Below are 22,000 nucleotides of genomic sequence, written 5' to 3' on the forward strand. Positions count from 1 at the left end.
CACGCGGCCGGAGTGCGGTTCAGTTGCCGGTGAGCCACGTCGCGGCGCGCGCATCGTTCAGGCCGGTGGCGACGTCCGTGGCCTTCCACGTGCCCTGACTGAGGCCCAGCACCGTGTCGAGCTGCGTCAGGGTCGTGCCGGTCAGGGCGTACGCGTTCCCGTCCGGCGCGAACGTCACATCGCGCAGGTCGGTGAAGTAACTCGCGACGCCGCTCGTCGTGCCGTTCCAGACGGTGAGCGCCTGGTTGCCCGTCCCGCTCAGCCACGCGGCCAGCAGGCGGTCCGAGCCGTACAGGCGGGTGGGCACGCCGTTCAGGACGGTGCTCTGCGAGAGGCTGCCGTCCGTCAGGCTCACCTGGCGAACCCCGGTGTTCGTGGCGGCGTACAGGCTGCTGCCGCGCATGGCGAGGTCGTACACGGTGGCCGACAGCGGCGGGTTCGTCACGATCTTCACGCCGTCCTGATCGGCGCGCAGCAGTTCGCTCCCGCCGCCCGTCGCGGGCCGTGCCAGCCACACGGCCTGATCGGTCGTGACGGCGAAGCGGCTGAGGTCGGGCGTGCTTGGGCTGGGTGGCGAGAGGGTCGCCACGAAGGCCAGCGAGCCGTCGGAACGGTACATCACCAGCGACTGCGCCGCGCCGGACCCGCAGTCCGACAGGGCCGCCACCCGGTCGCGGGCGGGACTGGCGCGCAGGCGCACGTAGCAGGGCGTGATGCCGGTCGGCGCGGTGAGCGTCCGGACGCTCCCGAGCGCCGCGTCGCGCAGTTCGACGTGGTCCGTGAATGCCACCACGAGCTGCGACCCGCCCGGCAGGACCTCGGCGTCCACCGCCCCGGTCGTGCTCACGCGCGGGCCGGTCGCCGTGCCGGGCGTCACGACGCGGAGTTCCGTGCCGCCCGCGTTGACGAGGGCGACGCTGGTGGTGGACTGCGGTTCGGTCGTGCCGGTGCACGCGGCGAGCAGCAGCGGCGCGAGCAGCAGGGGCAGGTGGCGCAGGCGCGGGAACGGGGTCTTCATGGTCACTCCTGGGGTGGGGGCGGGGGGCCGGTTTCCTCCAGCATGCCGCAGGTGCATGGGAGTGTGTTCAGAAGCGGCAGGCGGGCCGGGGGGACAGGGCGGGCCGGGGGGACAGGGCAGGCCAGGGGAACAGGGCAGGACGGGAGGACAATGCGGGCAGGGAACTTCCGGACCGTTCACGGCATCCAACAGACAGGGGCCGGGAAGGGACGGCCCCCACCCCCGCATGAACGACCTCACGGACACGCAACTCATCGCGCTGGCAGCCCGCCAGGACGCGGCGTTCGAGGTGCTCGTGCGTCGGCACGCGCCGCGCGTGCACGCCCTCGCGAGCCACATGGTGGGGGCGGGCAGTGCCGACGACGTGGTGCAGGAGGTGTTCCTGAGCGTGCACCGTCACCTGAGGTCCTTCCGGGGAGACGCACAGTTCACGACGTGGCTGCACCGCGTCGCCCTGAACGCCTGTTACGGCCTGCTGCGCAGACGGCAGCCGGACGCGCTGTCGGACGTGCCGGAACCGTCCAGTCCGCTCGACCCGGTCGGGACAAGTGAGACGCTGCAGCTGCGCGAGCGGCTCGCGTGGGCGCTGGCGCAGCTGCCGCACGATCAGCGCGAGGCGGTGACGCTGCGGGAACTGTCGGGCCTGGAGTATGCCGCCATCGCGGAGATCACGGGGGTGGAGGTGGGGACCGTGAAGTCCCGCATCGCGCGGGGCCGCAGTGCCCTGCGGGACCTGCTGAGCGCGCGGGGCGTGACGGTGGGCAGCACGTGAGCCCTCCCCCGCCGCCCTGCCCGGACCGCACACCGCCCGCCCACCCGGACCGTCAGAGGAGAACGAAGTGAACGAAGACCTGCACCACCTGCCCGCCGAAGCCCGGCGTGGCGACGACACGGAACTGGACGACTTGGACACGCTGTTCGCGGCGGCCCGGACGTACACGCCCGCCGATCTGGGGGCCGCCGACCGCTTCCTGACGGCCCGCCGGGCACGGGGGCGACAGAGGCGGGTGTGGGCGAGCGCCGTGCTGGGCCTCGCGGCCGCGCTGGGCGGCCTGACGCTGCTGCGGCCCGCACCGGCCCTCCCGGCGAGCGCCGCGTACTCCGTGTACCACTCGGCGCTGGGGGAGGGCTGGTGAGCGCCCTGACGCCGTCCGTTCCCGCGCGCCGGGCCGCGCGTGCGGCGTGGCTGGCCGTGCTGGTCCTGCTGGCGGGCGCGCCCGCGCTTGCCGCCGCGCCCGCCAGTGTCCCACCGGCTGTGTCACCCTCCTCCGCCGCACCTCCCACCGTCACACCCGCCCCGGCCGCCACGCCCACCGAGGCGCTCCTGAGCGCCCTGCGCCGCGCCCGGCAGGCCGAGGTGCGCGGCGCGGCCGTGCTGGAACTGGTGTTTCCGCCGGGCGGCACACCCACCCGCCGCGCGGCCGCCCTGCCGCACCTGAGCGCCGTGCCGGGCCTCGTGCGCCGCAACTACACCGTCACCGTCACGCCCGGCACCGTCGCGGGCCGCGCCGCGTGGCGGTACGCGCTCACGCCCACCAACCCGCTCGCGGCCCGCTGGACCGTCTGGGTGGACCGCCGCTGGAACCTGCCGCTCGCGTACCAGGAACGCATGCCGGACGGCCGCCTCGCCCGGCGCGCCGAACTGCTCGGCGTGACCGGCCAGCCCGCCACGCTCCCCGCCGCCCTGCCTGCCCCGGCCGTCCCGGCGGGCCTGCGCCGCGCCCTGCTGGCGGGCCTGCCGGGCCTGAAGCTGCCGGACGGCTTCGAGCCGCTCAGCGTCCGCACGGCCGACACCGGCGACACCGAAGTTCTCCTCGGGGACGGACTGAACGTGCTGGCGCTCGTCGTGTCGCGCCGCAGCGTGCAGCCCGCGAGCGGCGTCGCCGTCCGGCGGATCGGCCCGCAGTCCGTGTGGCTGGTCGGGAACCTGCCGCAGTCGGCCCTGCAGGACGCGCTGAGCGGCGTGCGGCGCGTGAACGCGCAGGCCGTGCAGGCCCTCCCGGGAACTTCCGGCCCTCCGGCCGCATCTGATCAGTAGACGCGACCCCACCCCACCGTCCGCCCCCCGAGGAGACCCATGCCGCTGACCCCCACCCCCATCCGTACCCTGTCCCAGGAGGACGCCGCCCACCTGCTGCGCCGCACGAGTTTCGGCGCGACCCCCACCGAGATCCAGGCCCTGACCGGACGGACGCCCGCCGAGGCCGCCGAGCGCCTCCTGACCTTCCCGCAGACGCTCGAACAGAGCCGCTTCGATCCCCTGAGCGCCGTGACGGCCGGCGCGGCCGTGAAGCTCGTGCAGGGCCAGTGGATGTGGGAGATGCTGTACACCCCGCACCCGCTGCGCGAACGGCTCACTCTGATGTGGAGCAACCACTTCGTGGTCGGCGTGGACAAGGTCCGGAACGCGCCCGCCCTGCAGGAGTACCTGCGGCTGCTGCGCGCGCACGCGACCGGCACCTTCAGCGACTTCGCGGTCGAGGTGGCGCGCACGCCCGCCATGCTGCACTACCTCGACAACGACCAGAACCGCAAAGGCAAACCGAACGAGAACTTCAGCCGCGAACTGCTGGAACTGTTCACCGCCGGGATCGGCATGCCCGGCCAGCCGAACTACACCGAGAAGGACGTGACCGAGGGCGCGCGCGGCCTGACCGGCTGGACCTTCCAGGGCGGCCGGAACGTCAAGACCGCCTTCGCGGAGACGCCCGTCTTCATGGCCGTGCCCCGCAACCACGACGACGGCCGCAAGACGTACCTCGGCAAAACCGGCACCTTCACGCCCGAGGACATCGTGCGCCTCGCGGCCGCGCACCCCGCCACGCCCGCCCGCGTCGCCGGGAAGCTGTGGGCGACCTTCGTGAGCAGCACGCCGGACCCGGCCGGTACCGCCGCCCTCGCCGACACCTTCCAGGCGAGCGGCGGTGACCTGCGCGTGACGATGCAGGCCCTGCTGACCTCCGACGCCTTCTACGTGGCGCGGCAGCGCGGGAGTCTTTTCCGCAGCCCCGTCGAGTACGTGGTGGGCGCGCTGCGCGCCATGGGCCGCCCCGCGCTCGACGAGAAGACCGTGCTGGGCCTCGTGTCGAGCAGCGCCCGCATGGGACAGGAGCTGCTGCACCCGCCCACCGTGAAGGGCTGGGACGGCGGGCGCGAATGGATCAACGACTCCTCGCTGCTGCTGCGCATGCAGACCGCGGCGGCCCTCACGCTCGGCAAGAACGCCCCCGCGCCCACCGCGCCGCTCACGCCACTCAGCGTCCTGGGCCGCGCCGACGCCCTGCAGGCCCCGCTGGCCCGCCTGAACGACAAGCAGCGCGCGTACCTGATGCTCATCTCGCCCGAATACCAGCTGATGTGACCGCCTGAGGCCCCCGCCCTCCAGGCGGCCACGGCCCCGTGACCGACCCCCCTCCCAAGGAGAACCGCATGTCCGACCTCGACCTGAACCGCCGCGACTTCCTCAAGATCTCCGCCGTGGCCGCGTACACCATCTCCGGCATGCCGGGCTTCCTGGCCCGAGCGGCCGCGCAGGCCAGCGGCGGCAAGACGCTCGTCGTGGTGCAGCTCACCGGCGGCAACGACGGCCTGAACACCCTGGTGCCGTACAGCAACGGCGCGTACTACGCCGCGCGCCCCAACATCGCCATCCCGAAAAGCGACGTGCTGACCCTCAACCGCGACCTCGGCATGCACCCGGCCCTCAAACCCCTGATGGGCCTGTGGGACGCCGGGCAGCTCGCGTGGATGGAGAACGTCGGCTACCCCAACCCCAACCGCAGTCACTTCGCCAGCATGGCGATCTGGCACACGGCCGACCCCTCCCAGGCGAGCAGCGAAGGCTGGATCGGCCGCATCTCCGAACAGATCGGCGACCCGTTCTGCGCCAGCAACATCGGCACGTCCACGCCCCTCGCGCTCGTCGCGCAGCAGTACGCACTGCCCACCATCGACAGCGTCGACAACTTCCAGCTGAAGCTCCCGGCGGGCGTGCAGGACGCCTTCGACGCGATGCTCGGCACGCCCCGTGACGGCGAGGCCGCGTACCTGCAGCAGGCGACGCGCGCCATGCTGAAACACACCGCGACCGTGCAGGCCAACATCGGCAGGTACCGCGCGGGCACCACGTACCCCGACAGCAAGTTCGCGGGCCAGATGAAGGACATCGCGCGCCTCATCGCGTCCGGCACCGGGCAGCGGGTGCTGTACACGTCGCTCGGCAGCTTCGACACGCACGCCGGGCAGCGCGCCGACCAGGACCGCCTGCTCACCGAACTCGCCGAGGGCCTCAAGGCCTTCTACGCCGACTTGGAAGCGCAGGGCCTCGCGGACAACGTGGTCGTGATGGGCTTCAGCGAGTTCGGGCGGCGCGTCGCCGAGAACGACAGCGCGGGCACCGACCACGGCGAGGGCAGCGTGATGTTCGCGCTCGGGCGCGGCGTGAAGGGCGGCGTGCACGGCGACAGCCCCGACCTGGAGCACCTGAACCAGGGCGACGTGATCTACAGGCAGGACTTCCGGGGCGTGTACGCCGAGGCGCTCAACGGCTGGCTGAACCTCGACGCGCGCCGGATCCTGGGCGGCGACTTCCGCGGCCCCGGCTGGCTCGCCTCGTGAGGCGCATCCTGCCGCTGCTGGCGGCCGCCGCGCTCGGCACGCTGGGCGGCACGCTCGCCATGCCGCAGTTCCGCGCGGCAGCCATCGTGCAGCTGCACTACGACAAGCTCGACCCGCTCTGGCAGTACTCCGGCAAGGTCATGAGCTGCACCTTCTGCCACGTCGGCAAGGGCGGCGGCGCGCCGTGGAACCCCTTCGGTCAGGCGCTGCAGAAGGGCTTCGCCAGCAACCCCAGGGCGAACTTCTCGCAGGTGCTGTCCGCGGTGCTGCAGGCGAACGGCGACGCGGACGGCGACGGCTACCCGGACGCCGTCGAGATCTTCGCCCGCACCCTGCCGGGCGATCCCGCCAGCCACCCGGACCGCCCGCTGGCAGAAGTGCAGGCCGAGTACGACGCGGCGGGCGGCGCGGCCCAGTACGCCCCCCCGAAAGGTCAGGGCGCGCCGAAAGGCAGGTGAGCCGGACGGGTCGGCGCGGTGACCGTGCACGGGACGGAATCCGGCTGAAACGGTGTGGAATACTCGGGGCATGAAGCGCCCAGTCCTCGCGTTGCTCGTCTCGGCCCTGCTGGCCGGGGCGCTCGCCCAGTCCACCACGCCTGACCCGCAACCCCTGCCGCCCGCTGCGCCCGCCGACCCTGCGGTGCCCGCCGATCCCACTGTGCCTGCCGATCCTGCCGTCCCGGTCGTGCCGGTGGACGTGCCGCCCCTGCCGGAACCGCAGCCCGCCCCGACGCCGACGCCGACGCCGGACGCGCCCGTGACGCCAGCGCCCCTCCCGCTCCCCACGCCCGACCCGGCCCCCGCCCCGCTTCCCGCCCCGGCCACCCCCACCCCGGGCGTCACCGTGCCCGCCCAGCCGGTCCCCGCGCCCGCCGCGCCCACGCCCGGCGTGACGGTCCCCGTGCCCACCCCGGACCTGACGCTCGTGCTGGACGCGCCCCTCAAACTCCTGCAGGACGGCAGGCCCGTGACCGGCAGCGCCCGCCAGACCCTCGTGATTCCCGGCGAGCGCGTCGCCGTCCTGCGGCGCGGCGGGGTCGTCACGACCAGCCTGGAGGCCGACCTGCGCGCCTTCGCCCGCAAGGTCGGCAGCGCCCCGCAGGACGCGCGCTTCGAGGCGTACCCGAGCGGCTGGACGCTGGTGCAGCGGGACGGCGTGACGGTGGACCTCGACAGGTCACGCGCCACCCTGCTCGCCGCCCTCAAGAACCCTGCCACGCGCACCGTCGCCCTCACGTTCAGCACCCAGGCGCCCGCCCGCACCCTGAACTTTTTCGTCTCGAAGGGCGTCACGACCTTCCTCGCGACCGGACAGACGAACTATTACGGCTCCAGCCGCGCGCGCATCACGAACATCCACGTCGGCGCGAGCCGCTTCAAGGACCGCATGTTCGAAGGCAGGACCTTCTCCTTCAACACCTTCCTGGGCGACATCAGCGAGAAGACGGGCTTCGTGCCGGGCCTCGTGATCGCCGGGGACCGCACCGCGACCGGCGTGGGCGGCGGCATCTGCCAGGTGAGCAGCACCGTGTTCCGCGCCCTGTACGGCGCCGGACTGCCCATCGTGGAGCGCCGCAACCACTCGTACCAGGTGCACTACTACGACCCGCAGGGCATGGACGCCACCATCTACCAGCCGAGCCAGGACCTGCGCTTCGCCAACGACACGGGCGGCGCCCTGTGGTTCCAGACCGACTGGGACGACGCGCACGCCCGCCTCACCGTCAACGTGTTCGGCGCGCCGCGCGACTACACCGTGAGTGTCGCGCGGCCCGTCACGCTCAGCACCACGCCCTCCCCCGCCGACCGCCTCATCCCCGACCCGACCCTGCCGGCCGGACAGCGCCGTCAGGTGGACTGGGCCGCGCCCGGCGCGCAGATCCGCGTGACGCGCAGCTTCCTGCGGGACGGCAAGGTCTTCAGGACCGACACCATGAACAGCACCTACGTCCCCTGGCCGAACATCTACATGGTCGGCACCCGCAAGTAAACGGCGCCGCACCGTGGCAGCAGGGCGGGCGCATTCCCTCCAGGGTGAATGCGCCCGCCTGCGCGTTCCGGCTCAGTCCGGGTTCATTCCATCTGGCGTTCTGCGGCGAGCAGCGCGACCAGCCGGTCGAGTTCCTCGCGGGATCCGAAGTTCAGCTCGATGCGGCCGCTGTCTTCACCCTGGATGCGGACCCTGGTGCCGACCGTGCGGCTGAGGTTCAGCTCGATGTCGCGGTACGCGCGCGGCGGGTTGACCCTGATGGGGGCGGGGACGCGCGGTTCGCGTTTCAGCGCTTCGGCCTCACGGACGCTGAGTTTGCGGCTGAGGATCTGGTCGAGCGCCCACGCGCGGTCCGTTTCGGGGAGCGCGAGGACGGCTCGGGCGTGCCCGGCGCTGATGTCCCCGGCTTCCAGGGCGCGCAGCGCGGCGTCCGGGAGCTGCAGGAGGCGCAGGGCGTTCGTGACGGTGCTGCGGCCCTTCCCGACGGCCTGCGCGACCGCTTCCTGATTGAGGCCCTGGTCCATCAGGGTCTGGTACGCGCGGGCCTCTTCGAGCGGGCCGAGGTCCTCGCGCTGCAGGTTCTCGACGATGGCGATCTCCAGCGCCTCGCGGTCCGACAGGTCACGGATGATGACCGGCAGTTCCGTGAGGCCCGCGAGTCCGGCGGCCCGCCATCGGCGCTCGCCCGCCACGATCTCGAAGCTGTCGCCGCGCGGGCGCACCAGCAGCGGCTGCAGCACGCCCTTGTCGCGGATGCTCTGCGCGAGTTCGGCGAGCGCTTCGGGCGCGAACACCTGACGCGGCTGGTACCCGGCCTGCACGATACGGTCGATGCCGAGCGTCTGGCTGGCGGGGCGGGAGAGGTTGGCGGCGGGGCGGGACAGCAGGGCGTCCAGGCCGCGGCCCAGTCCGGCGCGGGGTTTGCTGCCTTCAGATTTTTTCGACACGCTGCATCACCTCCTCGGAGAGCCGTTTGTACGCGGCGGCTCCGGCCGACATGGGCGCGAAGGCCCCGATGGGTTTGGCGTAACTGGGCGCTTCGGACAGGCGGACGTTGCGGGGGATGACGCTCCAGAACACCAGTTCACCGAAGTGCCCGCGGACGTTCTGCTCGACTTCCTGCGCGAGGTTGGTGCGCCCGTCGAACATGGTGAGCGCCACGCCCAGGATGCGCAGGCCGGGGTTGAGGGCCTGCCGGACGCGTTCGACGGTGTCCGTGAGGCCCGCGAGGCCCTCCAGCGCGTAGTATTCGGCCTGCAGCGGGATGATGAGGGCGTCGGCGGCGGCGAGCACGTTGATGGTGAGCGGCCCGAGGCTGGGCGGCGCGTCGATCACCACGAGGTCGTAGCCGGGCAGGGCGTCCAGCACGGCGCGCAGCGCGCCGGTGTCGTCCGCGAGTTCCACGCCCGCGCCCGCGAGGTCCGGCGTGGCGGGCAGCAGCGACAGGCCGGGCGTGCCCGTCTCGACCACGAAGCTGGCGGCGCTGGCCGGGTCGAGGAGCGCCTGGTACAGGCCCTGCTGCACGCCGCGCTGCCCGAGGCCGCTGCTGGCGTTCCCCTGGGCGTCCATGTCGACCAGCAGCACCCGCCGTCCACCTGCGGCGAGGTAGGCGCTCAGGTTGATGGCGGTGGTGGTCTTGCCCACCCCCCCCTTCTGATTGACGATGCCCAGGATCTTCATGCTGGGTGTCAGAATAGCGGAGTTTTGGCGGGCACGCCGTCCAGCCTCGGGAAGCGGTTGGGGGTGGGCCGTGTCTTGCGGATCAGGACCAGGGTGCGAGGGTCGCCCAGCACCGGCAGCGTGAACGGCACGGCGCGCAGCAGTTCGCCGCCCACCACGCCGGCCGCCCGCATGCCCGCCTCGAGTTCCTCGTCGCGCAGCGGTCCCTTCTGGGCGATCAGGACTCCGCCCACGCGCAGCAGCGGCAGGCAGAGTTCGGTCAACACGGGGAGGGCGCTCACGGCGCGCGTCACGACGCGGTCGAAGCTGGCGCGCGTCTCGGGGTCGCGGCCCAGCGCCTCGGCACGGCCCGCGACGGCGCGGGCGTTCGGGACGGGCACCTCCCCGATGGCCTGCGTGACGAAGGCGATCTTCTTGCGGGTGGCGTCCAGCAGCGTGAACTGCAGGTCGGGCCGCGCCATGGCGAGCGGCATGCCGGGGAAGCCCGCGCCCGTCCCCAGGTCGAGGACCGTGTGCGGGCCGTCCAGTTCGCCGCTCAGCAGGCAGCTGAGCGAATCGACGTAGTGCTTGAGGATGATGTCGCGTTCGTCGGTGATGGCCGTCAGGTTGGTGCGCTGGCTCGCCTCACGGAACAGGTCGTGAAAGCGCGAGAACAGCTCCAGCCGTTCCCCGAGGTCCACGCTGAGGTCCTGGGCCGCCTGACGCAGCAGTTCGCGTCCCTCGGGGGTCACAGGCCGTACCTCGTTTTCATCTCGGTGTAGCGTTCGTGGACGTGATCGTCCAGTGTTTCCAGGTCCAGGGCGTCCAGCATGGGGATCAGTGTGGCACGCAGCGGCTCGCCGCGCACCATCCACTGGTAGTAGTGCCGTCCGCCGTGGTGGTAGGGGCCGTACAGGCGCGAGCCGGGGCACAGGCGCAGCAGGGTGTCGAAGAGGCGGGCATGGCGGGTGTGCATGCGGACGGTGACGTGCGGCTGCTTGCCGTCCCCGCCGAAGTGCCCCTCGCCGATGAGGACGCCGAGCAGCAGGCCCTGGTCGAAGGTGCTCAAGGTGAAACCTCCTTGTTTCACCGTCAAGTTTCCCGTGAAACATCCGGGGGTGTCAAGCGGCTGCGACCGTCGGCAGTGCACGCGGGGCCGGACAGCGAGGCGGGCGAATCCGCAGATCCGCCCGCCCGTGTTTCACGCCGAGTGTTGTTTCACCGTCAGGTTTCCCGTGAAACATTGCGGCCCCTCAGATGGACCAGCAGCGCCGTCAGGTCGCCGTGACGTACCCCGGAAATCCGCGAGGCCTGCTCCAGCGTGCCGGGCCGCAGCCGCGTCAGCTTCTCTCGCGCCTCGCTCGACAGGGCCGGGACCGCCGCAAAATCCAGGCCGTCCAGCCGCGTCTCACGGGCGCGCGCCTCGCCCGCCACCTGCCGCTCGGCCCGTTCGATGTACCCGGCGTACTTCACGCCGATCTCCAGCGACTCGCGCTCCTGCCGGGTCAGGGTCGGCAGCGTGAACCCCATCGCCTCCAGGTCCGTCAGCGCGAACTCCGGTCGGCGCAGCCAGCCGTCGCCGGGCGTGCCGTTCACGCGCTGCCCCGCGAGTGCCTGCCGGGCCGCCTCGATCCGCTCGTACTTGCCGCGCACCCGCCGCTCGTCCTCCGGGGTCAGCAGGCCCAGTTCGCGGCCCAGCGGCAGCATCCGCAGGTCCGCGTTGTCCTGCCGGGCGATCAGGCGGTGCTCCACCCGGCTCGTCATCATGCGGTACGGCTCGTCGCTGCCCTTGAAGACCAGATCGTCCAGCATCACGCCGATGTACCCGCCCGCCCGCTCGAACACCGGCACGTCCAGGCCCAGCCCGCGCCGCGCGGCCGCCGTGCCCGCCACGAGGCCCTGCGCGGCCGCCTCCTCGTAACCGGACGTGCCGTTCAGCTGCCCGGCCGTGAAGACGCCCGGCAGGAACCGCGACTCCAGGTTCAGGGTCAGTTCCATGCTGTCCACCACGTCGTACTCCACGGCGTACGCGTACCGCTGGATCACGGACGCCTCGAAGCCCGGCAGGCTCCGGACCAGCCGGTCCTGCAGGTGCGGCGGCAGCGACGAGCTGAAGCCCTGCAGGTACACCTCGCTCGTCTGGACGCCGTCCGGCTCCACGAACAGCAGATGCCGGTCGTGGTGCGCGAACCGCACGACCTTGTCCTCGATGCTCGGGCAGTAGCGCGGCCCGAGGCCCTCGATGTCGCCCGCGTACATCGGGGACTCGTGCAGGTTCTCCTGAATCAGCCGGTGCGTGTCCGGCGTGGTGTGCGTCTGCCACGTCGGCGAGCGGGCCGCGTCCGGGCCGGGCGTCCCCGTGAAGCTGTGCGGGACCGGGTCGGCCGGGATCTCCTGCAGCGACGCGAAATCCACCGAGTCCGCGCGGATGCGGGGCGGCGTGCCGGTCTTGTAGCGCTTGAGGCGGTGCCCGCCGCGCGACAGGGGATCCGACAGGCGCAGGGACGGCGGTTCGCCCTGCCGTCCCTCGGCGCGGGTGTGGCGGCCGTACCACGTCTGCGCCCGCAGGAAGGTCCCGGCGGCGATCACGACGCTGCGCGCCCGGAAGACGCGCCCGTCGGTGGACGTGACCTGCCAGCCTTCCCCGTCCAGGCTGAGGTCGGCGGCCTCGGCGCGCAGGATCACGATGTTCGGGTGCGCCAGTACGTGCTCCTGCGCGCGCTCGGCGTACTGGTCGCGCTCGTTCTGGATGCGGAGCGAGTGCACGGCCGGTCCCTTGCTGGTGTTCAGCATGCGGGTGTGGATGGCCGTCTCGTCCGCCACGCGGCCCATCAGCCCGCCGAGCGCCGTCACCTCCGCCACCAGCTGGCTCTTGCCGGGACCGCCGACCGCCGGGTTGCACGGCATGCGGCCGATGGTGGCGGGGTTGCTGACCATCAGGGCCACCGGGGCGAATCTGGCGGCCGCCCACGCCGCCTCGATGCCGGCGTGCCCGCCGCCGATCACGAGTACATTCCACTGCCGTCCGAACTCTTTCACCCGGCCATGCTACCCGAGAGCCGCGCCGCCTTCCGGTACTTCCGCACCCATCCGGGTCAGAATGGGCGGAGCGGCGACCCTCGGCAGGAACGCGCGGGACGGGCGGCGGTACAATGCCGTGTCAAACTCGACCGTGCGCTTCACCATTCAACCCGTGAGGGCACCCGAACCGTCGGGACGCGCACGGGGCAGGAGATCAGATGCTCGAAGCCTTTCCACTCATGCCGGACCAGATCGTCAGCGAGGACGGTCAGCTGCAGCCGGGCGAGACCGTGACCCACACGCCCGCCGAACTGCGCGCCCTCTGGGAACAGATGACGCTCGTCCGTGAATTCGACCGCAAACTCGTGACGCTGCTCCGGCAGGGCCGCACCACCTTCTATGCGCAGGCGAGCGGCATGGAAGCCACGCAGGTCGGCATCGCGACCGGCCTGCGGCCCGGACACGACTGGGTGTGGGGCTACTACCGCGATCAGGGCGTCGCGCTGGGGCTCGGCATGACGCTGCACGAGATCGTGTCGCAGATGCTCGGCTCGAACAGCGACCTGAACAAGGGCCGCCAGATGCCGCACCACGCCGGGTCCGCCCGCTGCCGCTTCGTGAGCGGGTCGTCCAGCATCGCGTCGCAGCTGCCGCCCGCCGTCGGCATGGCGATGGCGCAGGCGTACCTGGGCCTGGACGAGGTCACGGTCGTCACCTTCGGGGACGGCGCGACCAGCGAGGGCGACTGGCACGCCGCGCTCAACATGGCGGCCGTGCAGGGCGCCCCCTGCCTGTTCATCTGCGAGAACAACCAGTGGGCGATCAGTACGCCCGTCACCCGGCAGACGCGCGCCGAGAGTATCCACATCAAGGCCCGCGCGTACGGCATGCCCGGCTACTTCGTGGACGGCAACGACGTGCTCGCCGTGCAGCGCGCCGTACGCACCCTCGCAGACGGCATCCGGGCGGGCAGCGGCCCGGTGCTGCTCGAATGCCTCACGTACCGGGTCGGGTCGCACAGCAACGCCGACGCGGACGCCGAGAAGTCGTACCGGACGCGCGACGAGGTGAACGCCTGGACGTCCCGCGACCCGATCGAGCGCCTGGAGCGCTTCATGGCGCGGCAGGGGCAGGAGATCGGCGCGCAGGACCGCGCGCAGGTCGTGGCGCGCATCCACCGCGACGTGGAGGACGCCGTCGCGCGCGCCGAGGCGAGCGGCCAGCCGGACTGGCGCACCATGCTGGAAGACGTGTACGCCGACACGCCCTCGCACCTGCGCCACGCGTACGAGGACCTGAGGCAGGAGTACGGCAGCGGAGGAACGAAATGACCGCCACCAGCAGCACAGGCAGACAGGACACCCCGCAGGACACGGCCCCTACAGCGCCCGAGACGGTCACGCTGACGCTGATCCAGGCGGTCACGGAGGCGCTGCGCGGCGAGCTGCGCCGCGACGACCGCGTGGTCGTGTTCGGCGAGGACGTCGGCGCGCGCGGCGGCGTGTTCCTCGCGACGGCCGGACTGCAGGCGGAGTTCGGGGTGCGGCGCGTGTTCGACACGCCGCTCGCGGAAGCCGCCATCGTCGGGGCAGCCGTGGGCATGGCGGTGCGCGGCCTGCGGCCCGTCGCGGAAATTCAGTTCGCGGACTACATCGGGCCGGGCTTCGACCAGCTCACCAGTCAGGCCGCGAAACTCCGGTACCGTTCCGGCGGGCAGTTCAGCTGCCCGATGGTGGTCCGCACCCCGTCCGGCGGCGGCGTGAAGGGCGGGCACCACCACAGCCAGAGCCCCGAAGCGTACTACTGTCACACGCCGGGCCTGAAGGTCGTGATGCCCAGCACCCCGTACGACGCGATGGGCCTGCTGCGCACCGCCATCCGGGGCGAGGACCCGGTCATGTTCTTCGAACCGAAACGCCTGTACCGCGCCGCGAAGGGCGAGGTGCCCACCGCGGACTTCACGGTGGAGTTCGGGCGGGCCGCCGTGCGCCGCACCGGCACGGACCTGACCATCGTCGGGTACGGCGGCGTGATGCCGGACGCCGAGAAGGCCGCCGACGCGCTCGCGGCGGAAGGCGTGAGCGTGGAGGTGCTGGACCTGCGGACCCTGGTGCCCTGGGACCGCGAAGCGGTGCTGGCGTCCGTCGAGAAGACCGGCAGGGCCGTGCTGGTGAGCGAGGCGCCGCGCATCGGGAACTTCATGGGCGAGGTCGCGTCCCGCATCGGGGAGGAGGCCTTCGGGAGCCTGCTCGCGCCGGTGATGCAGGTGGCAGGCTTCGACACGCCGTACCCGTACGCGCAGGACCGCGTGTACCTGCCGGGACCGGCCCGCATCCTGAACGCGTGCGTGAAGGCGCTGCAGTACTGATGCGTGCCCGCACAGGGGGAAGGGCATGAACCTGTCCCGGCAGGCGCTCGGCATGATCGGGCTGATCGTGGGGTTCGGGCTGTACGGACTGGCGGGCCGGCTGCACAGCCCGTGGAACGAGGTGCTGATCGGGTCGGTGTTCGCGGCGCTGGGCGTGACGGCCTTCGTGTACGCGCGCGGTGAGCGGTGGATTCAGGCGCTCGGTGCGCTGCTGTTCGTGTACGGCCTGGTGCGCGCGTTCCTGCTTCGGTAGGCGCGTGCCGGGATGTGGAAAGGAGCATGATGTCGAAACAACTGCTGTTGCCTGAACTGGCCGAGAGCGTGATCGAGGGCGAGATCCTGAAGTGGCTGATTCAGGAGGGCGAGACCGTCGCGCTGGAACAACCGATCTGTGAAGTCATGACCGACAAGGTCACGGTGGAACTGCCGAGTCCCTACGCGGGCGTGCTGGAAAAGCAGCTCGCGAAGGAGGGCGAGGTGGTGGCGGTCCACGCGCCCATCGCGCTGATCTCCGAGCCCGGCGCGGCCACCGGAGCGGGCGGAGGAGATGCCGTGCAGGCCCCCGTGCAGACTCCGGTGGCGAGCGCCGTACAGGACGCCGCTCCGGACGGCGAGGAGCAGGACACCAGCCTCTTCAAGGTCGTGGAGGGCGGCGACACCCTGCCGCTCACGGCGCTGGCAGGCCTGCGGAACGCGGCCCGCCCCGCCGACACTGTGCCCACCGACACCGCACCGGCGGGTGCGGCGACCGGGGTACGGGCCGACGCCGGACGCGTGCTGGCCGTCCCGGCCGCGCGGCAGCTGGCGCGCGAACTGGGCGTGGAACTGACGCAGGTGCAGGGCAGCGGCCCGAACGGCCGCATCCGCCCGCTGGACGTGCACCGGCACGCGCAGCGCAGCGCCGAGCCCGCCCAGACCCCCAAGGACCCGGCCCCCGCTGCCCAGACCCCTACAGTCCAGACCCCCACAGCCCCGGCGCCCGCCACCCAGAACGCGAAACCGGCCGGGCTGGGCATCCCGCCCGTCACGTACCGCACCCCGAAAGGCTACGAGGCGCTGGAACGCCGCGTCCCGCTGCGCGGCATGCGCCGCGCCATCAGCACGCAGATGCAGGCCAGCCACCTCTATACCGTCCGCACCCTCACGGTGGACGAGGCGAACCTCACGGCCCTCGTCGAGACGCGCGCCCGCCTGAACGCCGCGCTCGCCCCGGAAGGCCGCAAGCTCAGCTACCTGCCGTTCATCTTCAAGGCGGTCGTCGCGGCCCTCCGGAAGTACCCGAGCCTCAACACCTCCCTCGACGAGGAACGCGGCGAGATCGTCCAGAAGGACTACTACCACCTCGGGATGGCCGTCACCACCGACGACGGCCTGACCGTGCCCGTCATCCGCGACGCGGACCGGCGCAGCCTGCTGGACCTCGGTGACGCCGTCACCACGCTGGCCGGAAAGGCCCGCGCGAAGACCCTCACGCCCGACGACCTGACCGGCAGCAGTTTCAGCGTCACCAACATCGGCAGCATCGGGGCGCTGTTCAGCTTCCCGATCATCAACGTGCCGGACGCCGCGATCCTCGGCGTGCACAGCGTCGTGCGTCGCCCCATCGTCGCGCCGGACGGCAGCATCGTCGCGGCCGACATGATGTACCTGTCGCTCAGCTTCGACCACCGCCTCGTGGACGGCGCGGAAGCTGCCCGCTTCTGCAAGGAGGTGATCCGCCTGCTGGAGAACCCGGAACTGCTGATGGCCAGCACCTGATACGGTTTTGAGCTGAACTTTTGGAGTTCAGCCGAGCGAAGCGAGCACCAACAAGTACGGTTTGGAGGATATGGAAGGGATGTCGGTGCTCTTTCCGGCATCCCTGGAATCGGATCAAAACCGATGACCCGGCTTCCGGTCAATGAGTGACGGAGCCACGCTTGCCCCGGCTGGAAGCTGGAAGGAGCAGGAGGAAGGGGGAGGGGAGACGCGGCAGAACAACAGGAGCGCGGCCCGGACACTTCAAGTCCGGGCCGCGCTCTCGTTCTGCTTCTGCGGTGTTCAGTCCACCAGCAGGGGGATCAGGACGGGGTTACGGCCGGTGGCCTTGCGGACGAAGCGGCGGACGGCGCCGTACATGTCGTCGCGGAGGTCCTCGGTGCGCTTCTTCTCGCGCAGGCCGGACTCGATGGCCTCCAGGGCGACCTTGCGGATCTGGTGGTCGAGTTCGCGGTTGGATTTCACGAAGCCGCGCGACACGATGTCGACGTGCGGGGTGGGCGCGAGCAGGGCCGTGACGACCAGCACACCTTCCTGGCTCATGCCGATGCGTTCGAGCATGACGTCGTCGCCCACGTCGCCGACACCGAGGCCGTCCACGTACAGCGCGCCGGCGGGCACGGTGCCCGTCACCTTGAATTCGTCCTCGCTGAGGCGGACCACGTCGCCGTTCTTGGCGACGAGCGTGCGGCGCGGGGGTTGCGGGACGGTCTGCGCGATGCGGGCGTGGTTGATCTGGTGGCGGGGCTCGCCGTGCCACGGCAGGAAGTACTTGGGCCGCGCGAGGCGCAGGACCGTCAGGAGTTCTTCCTGGCTGCCGTGCCCGGAGGCGTGGATCTTGTAGTTCGGGGGGTAGAAGACGTCCGTGCCGATCTCGTAGAGCTTGTTGATGATCAGGTTGACGGGTTCCTCGTTGCCGGGGATGGGGTTGCTGCTCAGGATGACGCTGTCGCCGCGTTTCAGGGCGATCTTGGCGTGCATGCCGAGCGCGAGGCGCCACAGGACGCTCATCGGCTGGCCCTGGCTGCCGGTGCACAGGAAGAGGATCTGGGAGTCCTGCAGTTCGCCGACCTCGTCGCTGGTCAGGAGGGGGTTGGCGAACTCCATGTAGCCGAGCGCTTCGGCGATCTGGCTGTACTTGACCATGCTGCGGCCTTCGATGACGACGCGGCGGCCGTGCTTCTCGGCGATCTTGATGATGTTCTGCAGACGGTGCACCTGTGACGCGAAGGTGCTGACGAACACGCGGCCGCGGCAGCTGCCGATGAGCGCGTCGAGGTTCTGCGCGACTTCGGCTTCGCTGGTGGTGGTGCCCTGGCGTTCGGCGTTGGTGCTGTCGGAGATGAGCAGCAGGACGCCCGCGTCACCGGCCTTCTCGATGCGTTCGAGGTCGCTGGGCTGGCCGTCGGTGGGGTGCGCGTCGAGTTTGAAGTCGCCGGTGTGGATGACGCGGCCGACGGGGGTGTGCAGGATGTACCCGAGGTTGTCGGGGATGCTGTGCGTCATGCGGAAGAACTCGACCACGAAGTGCTCGCCGATGCGGACGGTCTCGCCGGCCTTGATGACGCGCAGGTCGGTGTCGACTTCCTTGACGCCGTACTCGTTGAGTTTCTCGCGCACGAGGCCGAGCGTGAGGGACGCGCCGTACACGGGCACGCGCGGGAGGCGCGGCATGATGTACGGCAGGCCGCCGATGTGGTCTTCGTGGCCGTGCGTGAGGACCCAGCCCTTGATGAGGGCGGCGTTCTGCTGCAGGTAGTCGATGCGGGGCACGATGAGGTCCACGCCGGGCTGCAGGGAGTCGGGGAAGGCGAGGCCGCCGTCGACGACCATGATCTCGTCGCCGAAACGGAAGGCGAACATGTTCTTGCCGATCTCGCCCATGCCGCCCAGCGGGATGACCTCGAGGTGTCCCTTGCCGGGCGCGTTCTGGTTGTTGTCCTTGCTCATGTAGTGTTCTCCCTGCCGCGTAATCGTGCGGCCAGCACGTCAATCCGTTCGTGCGTGATTCGTGATGTTGTGGCGTCAGTCTGCCGGCCCAGGCGGGGGCGTGGGGGCAGAAGAACGCAGTCACTGCAGACTATCACGCGGCCCTGTGCCGTCCGTCACGGGGGCACGGTGTGCGTGCGGGGGCGAGTGCCTTGGTGCGGGTTGTGAAGGCCACATGACCGTTTTTCATTCGAAATTCATCTTTGCGGGTTCGGTGTTCATGATACCCACATATCTTTCGGGTTCCGCAGGCGGGCGGCGCCGTGTGCGGGCCGTGCGGGTCGTTCCGGACGGACGGACGCGCTAAGATGAGACTGTGACCAAGCAACGCATTCTCGTGATCGAGGACGACCTCGATATTGCCAATGTCCTGCGGATGGACCTGGAGGACGCGGGCTTCGAAGTTCATCATGCCGACGCCGCCATGACGGGCCTCATCCGCGCCCGCGAACAGAGCCCCGACCTGATCCTCCTCGACCTCGGCCTGCCCGACTTCGACGGCGGGGACGTGGTACAGCGCCTGCGCAAGAACAGCAGCGTGCCGATCGTGGTCCTCACCGCGCGCGACACCGTGGACGAAAAGGTCCGCCTGCTCGGCCTGGGTGCCGACGACTACATCATCAAGCCCTTCCACCCGGAGGAACTGCTGGCGCGCGTCAAGGTGCAGCTGCGGCAGCGGGGCAGCGAGGCCCTCACGCTCGGCGACCTGGAACTCGACCCGCAGAAGCGCCTCGCGCGCTACAAGGAAGACGAACTGCGCCTCTCCCCGAAGGAGTTCGAGATCCTGGCGCTGCTGATCCGCCAGCCGGGCCGCGTGTACTCGCGTCAGGAGATCGGGCAGGAGATCTGGCAGGGCCGCCTGCCGGAAGGCAGCAACGTGGTGGACGTCCACATGGCGAACCTGCGCGCCAAGCTGCGCGACATGGAAGGCTACGGCCTGCTGAGAACCGTGCGCGGCGTCGGCTACGCACTGCGTGGCTGAATCCCCGGACGGCACGCCGGGTGACGAGCGGGCAGCCCTGATGCTCGGCGGGGCCGGGTGGCTCATCCATCACCTCCCGATGGGCGTCATCGTGCAGGACGCCGACGGGCGACTGCTCGAAGCGAACCGGGCGGGACGCAGCATCCTGGGCGTCACCGGCGACGAGCTGAGCGGCCTGAACAGCCGCGATCACCGCTGGGAGATCCTGAACGAGCGCGGTCAGCCGCTCGCGCCGCAGGACCAGCCCGCCATGCGTGCCATCCGCAGCGGTCAGGTGAGCCGCGCCACCGTCAGCCTGCGCGCCCTCTCCGGCGAGCGCCGCTGGCTGAAGGTCACGGCCATCCCGCAGTTCACGGAAGGGGACGACCCGCCGCCCGGCACGCGCCCGCACCTCGTGTACTCGGTGTTCGAGGACGTGACGGACAGTTACGCCATGCAGCTGGACTTCGAGCGCAGCGAGCAGCGCTACCGGGCGCTCGTGATCGCCACATCGCAGTACGTCTGGACGAACAGTCCGGAAGGCTTCATGACCGACGAACAGCCGGACTGGGCCAGCCTGACCGGGCAGACGCGCGAGGAATACCAGGGGTACGGCTGGTCGGACGCCGTGCACCCGGACGACCGCGCGCCCACCGTCTTGCGCTGGCAGGAGGCCGTCTCCACCCGCACCCGTTTCGACACGGAGCACCGCGTCCGCACGCCGGGCGGCGAGTACCGCACCTTCAGCGTGCGGGCCGTGCCGCTGCTGGACGCGGACGGCGAACTGCTGGAATGGGTGGGCCTGCACACCGACATCACCGCGCTCCGCACGGCCGAAGCGGCCCTGAAGGCCATCAACGCCGACCTGGAAACGCAGGTGATGGAACGCAGCCGCGCGTACAGCGACCTCGCGCGCTTCAACTCGCTGCTGCTCGGCAGTGCGGGCGAAGGCATCTTCGGGCTGGACCCGCAGGGCCGCGCGCGCTTCACGAACCCCGCGGCTGCCAGCATGCTCGGGTACACCGTCGAGGAACTGCAGGGGCAGGACATGCACGCGCTGATCCACGCGAGGCACGCGGACGGCACCCCGTACCCGGAGGAGGACTGCCCGGTGTCGCGCATGCTGAACGGCCTGGACGGCAGCGGCGCGCGGCGCGTGGAGGGCGAGGTGTTCTGGCGCAAGGACGGCACGCCCGTCCCGGTCGAGTATGTGGTGACGCCCCTGCCCGCCAGTGAGGACCAGCCGGGCGGCGTCGTCCTGATCTTCCAGGACGTGACGGCCGCCCAGCAGGCCCGCGCGGCCCTGGAGCAGGCCATCGCGGAACTGGAGCGCAGCAACCGCGAACTCGAGCAGTTCGCGTACGTGTCGAGCCACGACCTGCAGGAACCGCTGCGGACGGTCGGCAGTTACGCCGAGCTGCTCGGCCGCCGTTACCGGGGCCAGCTGGACGCGCGCGCCGACCAGTACCTGGACTTCATGCAGGACGCCGTGACGCGCATGCGGCAGCTCATCAACGACCTGCTGTCCTTCTCGCGCATCGGGCGGGCCGAGGCGCCCGAGTCGCCCGTCGCGCTGGACGGCGTCCTGCACGGCGTCACGGCGGGCCTGAAGGCGCTGCTGGACGAGCAGGGCGCGAGCGTCACGTGGAGTGACCTGCCGGTCGTGCGCGGCAACACCATGCACCTGCACCAGCTCATGAGCAACCTCGTGTCGAACGCCCTGAAGTTCCGCCGCCCGGACGCGCCGCCCGCCGTGACGCTCAGCGCCCGGCCGGACGAGCAGGACGCGGCCTTCACGCACCTGCAGGTGCACGACAACGGCATCGGCATCGCGCCGGAATTCCACGAGCGGGTGTTCGGGCTGTTCCAGCGCCTGCACCGCCGCGAGGAGTACGAGGGCACCGGCCTGGGCCTCGCCATCTGCCGCAAGATCGTGCAGGGAATGGGCGGCGAAATCTGGCTAGAATCAGACGTCGGCGTGGGCACCACGGTGCACCTGAGGCTGCCGCTGGCATCCGGCCAGACCACCCCTCAGCCTTCCAGCACGTGAATTCAGGAGTTCCCGAATGACCCCAATGTCGGCCCCCACCCCCATCGAGATCCTGCTCGTCGAAGACAACGAGCCGGACGTGATCCTCACCCAGGAGGCGTTCCAGGACGCCCGCATCGCCAATCACCTGCACGTCACCCGCGACGGCGTGGAGGCCATGGCCTTCCTGCGCCGCGAGCCGCCCTTTCAGGACGCGCCCACCCCGGACGTCGTGCTGCTCGACATCAACATGCCGCGCAAGAGTGGCCTGGAGGTGCTGGAGGAGGTGAAGCACGACCCGCTGCTGCGGCACATTCCGGTCGTGATCCTCACCACGTCCCAGGCGGACGAGGACATCCTGCGCTCGTACCAGAACCACGCGAGCAGCTACATCGTGAAGCCCGTCGGCTTCGAGAACTTCTACCAGGCGATCCGGGCCTTCGAGACGTACTGGCTGAGCTTCGTGCGCCTCCCGCCCCGCTGACCGCATACCCGCGTGGTCGTGGGGTCATGGTAATGAGGCGTTGTAGCGGTGGATGAAGAGCCACACGAGCATCTCCAGATGGGCCTGCTTGCGGCTGAACGACA

Annotated in this window: 21 protein-coding genes; 14 read left to right on the forward strand and 7 right to left on the reverse strand. The window is 70.9% G+C overall.

Going from position 1 to position 22,000, the window contains the following annotated elements:
- Nucleotides 1-19: 19 nt before the first annotated feature.
- Entirely contained in the window at nucleotides 20-1,018 is a 999-nt protein-coding gene (locus IEY33_RS17960) for a hypothetical protein (RefSeq protein WP_188964670.1), read from the reverse strand.
- Between the two features lie 226 nt (nucleotides 1,019-1,244).
- On the opposite strand from IEY33_RS17960, the gene IEY33_RS17965 reads away from it, so the two are divergent.
- From IEY33_RS17965 to IEY33_RS17995, 7 genes are all read left to right on the forward strand, one after another.
- Nucleotides 1,245-1,790, forward strand: coding sequence for a sigma-70 family RNA polymerase sigma factor (locus tag IEY33_RS17965; protein WP_188964671.1), 546 nt, complete (start codon nucleotides 1,245-1,247; stop codon nucleotides 1,788-1,790).
- A 67-nt stretch (nucleotides 1,791-1,857) separates the two neighbouring features.
- A complete protein-coding gene (locus IEY33_RS17970) occupies nucleotides 1,858-2,154 on the forward strand; it encodes a hypothetical protein (RefSeq protein WP_229671144.1) in 297 nt (98 codons plus the stop codon).
- A complete protein-coding gene (locus IEY33_RS17975; protein ID WP_229671145.1) occupies nucleotides 2,151-3,056 on the forward strand; it encodes a transcriptional regulator in 906 nt (301 codons plus the stop codon). The genes IEY33_RS17970 and IEY33_RS17975 overlap by 4 nt, the downstream gene beginning before the upstream one ends.
- A 39-nt stretch (nucleotides 3,057-3,095) precedes the next feature.
- Entirely contained in the window at nucleotides 3,096-4,379 is a 1,284-nt protein-coding gene (locus IEY33_RS17980; protein ID WP_188964672.1) for a DUF1800 domain-containing protein, read from the forward strand.
- A 68-nt stretch (nucleotides 4,380-4,447) separates the two neighbouring features.
- Nucleotides 4,448-5,635 (forward strand): DUF1501 domain-containing protein, encoded by a 1,188-nt coding sequence (locus IEY33_RS17985; RefSeq protein ID WP_188964673.1) that lies wholly within the window; start codon nucleotides 4,448-4,450, stop codon nucleotides 5,633-5,635.
- Nucleotides 5,632-6,093 (forward strand): hypothetical protein, encoded by a 462-nt coding sequence (locus IEY33_RS17990; protein ID WP_229671146.1) that lies wholly within the window; start codon nucleotides 5,632-5,634, stop codon nucleotides 6,091-6,093. The genes IEY33_RS17985 and IEY33_RS17990 overlap by 4 nt, the downstream gene beginning before the upstream one ends.
- A gap of 70 nt (nucleotides 6,094-6,163) precedes the next feature.
- Nucleotides 6,164-7,627: a VanW family protein gene (locus IEY33_RS17995; protein WP_188964674.1), complete on the forward strand. Its 1,464-nt coding sequence runs from the start codon at nucleotides 6,164-6,166 to the stop codon at nucleotides 7,625-7,627.
- Between the two features lie 83 nt (nucleotides 7,628-7,710).
- Here the strand turns inward: IEY33_RS17995 and IEY33_RS18000 are convergent, their stop codons facing one another.
- The 5 genes from IEY33_RS18000 to mnmG all read right to left on the reverse strand — a co-directional run bounded on the left by IEY33_RS18000 (nucleotide 7,711) and on the right by mnmG (nucleotide 12,325).
- Nucleotides 7,711-8,574 (reverse strand): ParB/RepB/Spo0J family partition protein, encoded by an 864-nt coding sequence (locus IEY33_RS18000; RefSeq protein WP_373288142.1) that lies wholly within the window; start codon nucleotides 8,572-8,574, stop codon nucleotides 7,711-7,713.
- A complete protein-coding gene (locus IEY33_RS18005; protein ID WP_188964675.1) occupies nucleotides 8,558-9,307 on the reverse strand; it encodes a ParA family protein in 750 nt (249 codons plus the stop codon). The genes IEY33_RS18000 and IEY33_RS18005 overlap by 17 nt, the downstream gene beginning before the upstream one ends.
- Before the next feature lie 8 nt (nucleotides 9,308-9,315).
- Nucleotides 9,316-10,038 carry a 16S rRNA (guanine(527)-N(7))-methyltransferase RsmG gene (gene rsmG / locus IEY33_RS18010; protein ID WP_188964676.1) on the reverse strand — a complete coding sequence of 241 codons (723 nt, stop codon included), beginning with the start codon at nucleotides 10,036-10,038 and terminating at the stop codon, nucleotides 9,316-9,318.
- Nucleotides 10,035-10,355: a hypothetical protein gene (locus IEY33_RS18015; RefSeq protein WP_188964677.1), complete on the reverse strand. Its 321-nt coding sequence runs from the start codon at nucleotides 10,353-10,355 to the stop codon at nucleotides 10,035-10,037. The genes rsmG and IEY33_RS18015 overlap by 4 nt, the downstream gene beginning before the upstream one ends.
- 155 nt (nucleotides 10,356-10,510) lie before the next feature.
- On the reverse strand, nucleotides 10,511-12,325 hold the full coding sequence (gene mnmG / locus IEY33_RS18020; RefSeq protein WP_188964678.1) for a tRNA uridine-5-carboxymethylaminomethyl(34) synthesis enzyme MnmG: 1,815 nt from the start codon (nucleotides 12,323-12,325) through the stop codon (nucleotides 10,511-10,513).
- Between the two features lie 200 nt (nucleotides 12,326-12,525).
- Here mnmG and IEY33_RS18025 point away from each other — a divergent pair, with 200 nt between their 5' ends.
- The 4 genes from IEY33_RS18025 to IEY33_RS18040 are packed head-to-tail and all read left to right on the forward strand — an operon-like array spanning nucleotide 12,526 to nucleotide 16,433.
- On the forward strand, nucleotides 12,526-13,638 hold the full coding sequence (locus IEY33_RS18025) for a thiamine pyrophosphate-dependent dehydrogenase E1 component subunit alpha (RefSeq protein WP_188964679.1): 1,113 nt from the start codon (nucleotides 12,526-12,528) through the stop codon (nucleotides 13,636-13,638).
- Nucleotides 13,635-14,675 (forward strand): alpha-ketoacid dehydrogenase subunit beta, encoded by a 1,041-nt coding sequence (locus IEY33_RS18030; protein WP_188964680.1) that lies wholly within the window; start codon nucleotides 13,635-13,637, stop codon nucleotides 14,673-14,675. The genes IEY33_RS18025 and IEY33_RS18030 overlap by 4 nt, the downstream gene beginning before the upstream one ends.
- A gap of 25 nt (nucleotides 14,676-14,700) precedes the next feature.
- Nucleotides 14,701-14,928, forward strand: coding sequence for a hypothetical protein (locus IEY33_RS18035; RefSeq protein WP_188964681.1), 228 nt, complete (start codon nucleotides 14,701-14,703; stop codon nucleotides 14,926-14,928).
- 29 nt (nucleotides 14,929-14,957) lie between these two features.
- Nucleotides 14,958-16,433: a dihydrolipoamide acetyltransferase family protein gene (locus IEY33_RS18040; RefSeq protein ID WP_188964694.1), complete on the forward strand. Its 1,476-nt coding sequence runs from the start codon at nucleotides 14,958-14,960 to the stop codon at nucleotides 16,431-16,433.
- Nucleotides 16,434-16,715: 282 nt separating this feature from the next.
- On the opposite strand, the gene IEY33_RS18045 is transcribed toward IEY33_RS18040, so the two are convergent.
- A complete protein-coding gene (locus tag IEY33_RS18045; RefSeq protein ID WP_188964682.1) occupies nucleotides 16,716-18,383 on the reverse strand; it encodes a ribonuclease J in 1,668 nt (555 codons plus the stop codon).
- Between the two features lie 355 nt (nucleotides 18,384-18,738).
- Here IEY33_RS18045 and IEY33_RS18050 point away from each other — a divergent pair, with 355 nt between their 5' ends.
- From IEY33_RS18050 to IEY33_RS18060, 3 genes are read left to right on the forward strand one after another with little or no spacing between them, the layout of a single operon-like run.
- Nucleotides 18,739-19,404 (forward strand): response regulator transcription factor, encoded by a 666-nt coding sequence (locus IEY33_RS18050; protein ID WP_188964683.1) that lies wholly within the window; start codon nucleotides 18,739-18,741, stop codon nucleotides 19,402-19,404.
- Nucleotides 19,397-21,433 (forward strand): PAS domain-containing sensor histidine kinase, encoded by a 2,037-nt coding sequence (locus IEY33_RS18055; RefSeq protein WP_188964684.1) that lies wholly within the window; start codon nucleotides 19,397-19,399, stop codon nucleotides 21,431-21,433. Before IEY33_RS18050 ends, IEY33_RS18055 begins: the two co-directional genes overlap by 8 nt.
- Nucleotides 21,434-21,449: 16 nt before the next feature.
- Complete coding sequence (locus tag IEY33_RS18060; RefSeq protein ID WP_229671147.1) at nucleotides 21,450-21,896, forward strand: response regulator; 447 nt, start codon at nucleotides 21,450-21,452, stop codon at nucleotides 21,894-21,896.
- Nucleotides 21,897-22,000: the final 104 nt, after the last annotated feature.

This window comes from Deinococcus aquiradiocola (assembly GCF_014646915.1).
GTDB lineage: Bacteria > Deinococcota > Deinococci > Deinococcales > Deinococcaceae > Deinococcus > Deinococcus aquiradiocola.

Excerpts from the sequence above, each read along its gene's own strand:
- IEY33_RS17960 (WP_188964670.1), bottom strand. The coding sequence starts at position 1,018 with ATGAAGACCCCGTTCCCGCGCCTGCGCCACCTGCCCCTGCTGCTCGCG.
- IEY33_RS17965 (WP_188964671.1), top strand. The coding sequence starts at position 1,245 with ATGAACGACCTCACGGACACGCAACTCATCGCGCTGGCAGCCCGCCAG.
- IEY33_RS17980 (WP_188964672.1), top strand. The coding sequence starts at position 3,096 with ATGCCGCTGACCCCCACCCCCATCCGTACCCTGTCCCAGGAGGACGCC.
- IEY33_RS17985 (WP_188964673.1), top strand. The coding sequence starts at position 4,448 with ATGTCCGACCTCGACCTGAACCGCCGCGACTTCCTCAAGATCTCCGCC.
- IEY33_RS17995 (WP_188964674.1), top strand. The coding sequence starts at position 6,164 with ATGAAGCGCCCAGTCCTCGCGTTGCTCGTCTCGGCCCTGCTGGCCGGG.
- IEY33_RS18005 (WP_188964675.1), bottom strand. The coding sequence starts at position 9,307 with ATGAAGATCCTGGGCATCGTCAATCAGAAGGGGGGGGTGGGCAAGACC.
- IEY33_RS18025 (WP_188964679.1), top strand. The coding sequence starts at position 12,526 with ATGCTCGAAGCCTTTCCACTCATGCCGGACCAGATCGTCAGCGAGGAC.
- IEY33_RS18030 (WP_188964680.1), top strand. The coding sequence starts at position 13,635 with ATGACCGCCACCAGCAGCACAGGCAGACAGGACACCCCGCAGGACACG.
- IEY33_RS18035 (WP_188964681.1), top strand. The coding sequence starts at position 14,701 with ATGAACCTGTCCCGGCAGGCGCTCGGCATGATCGGGCTGATCGTGGGG.
- IEY33_RS18040 (WP_188964694.1), top strand. The coding sequence starts at position 14,958 with ATGTCGAAACAACTGCTGTTGCCTGAACTGGCCGAGAGCGTGATCGAG.
- IEY33_RS18045 (WP_188964682.1), bottom strand. The coding sequence starts at position 18,383 with ATGAGCAAGGACAACAACCAGAACGCGCCCGGCAAGGGACACCTCGAG.
- IEY33_RS18060 (WP_229671147.1), top strand. The coding sequence starts at position 21,450 with ATGACCCCAATGTCGGCCCCCACCCCCATCGAGATCCTGCTCGTCGAA.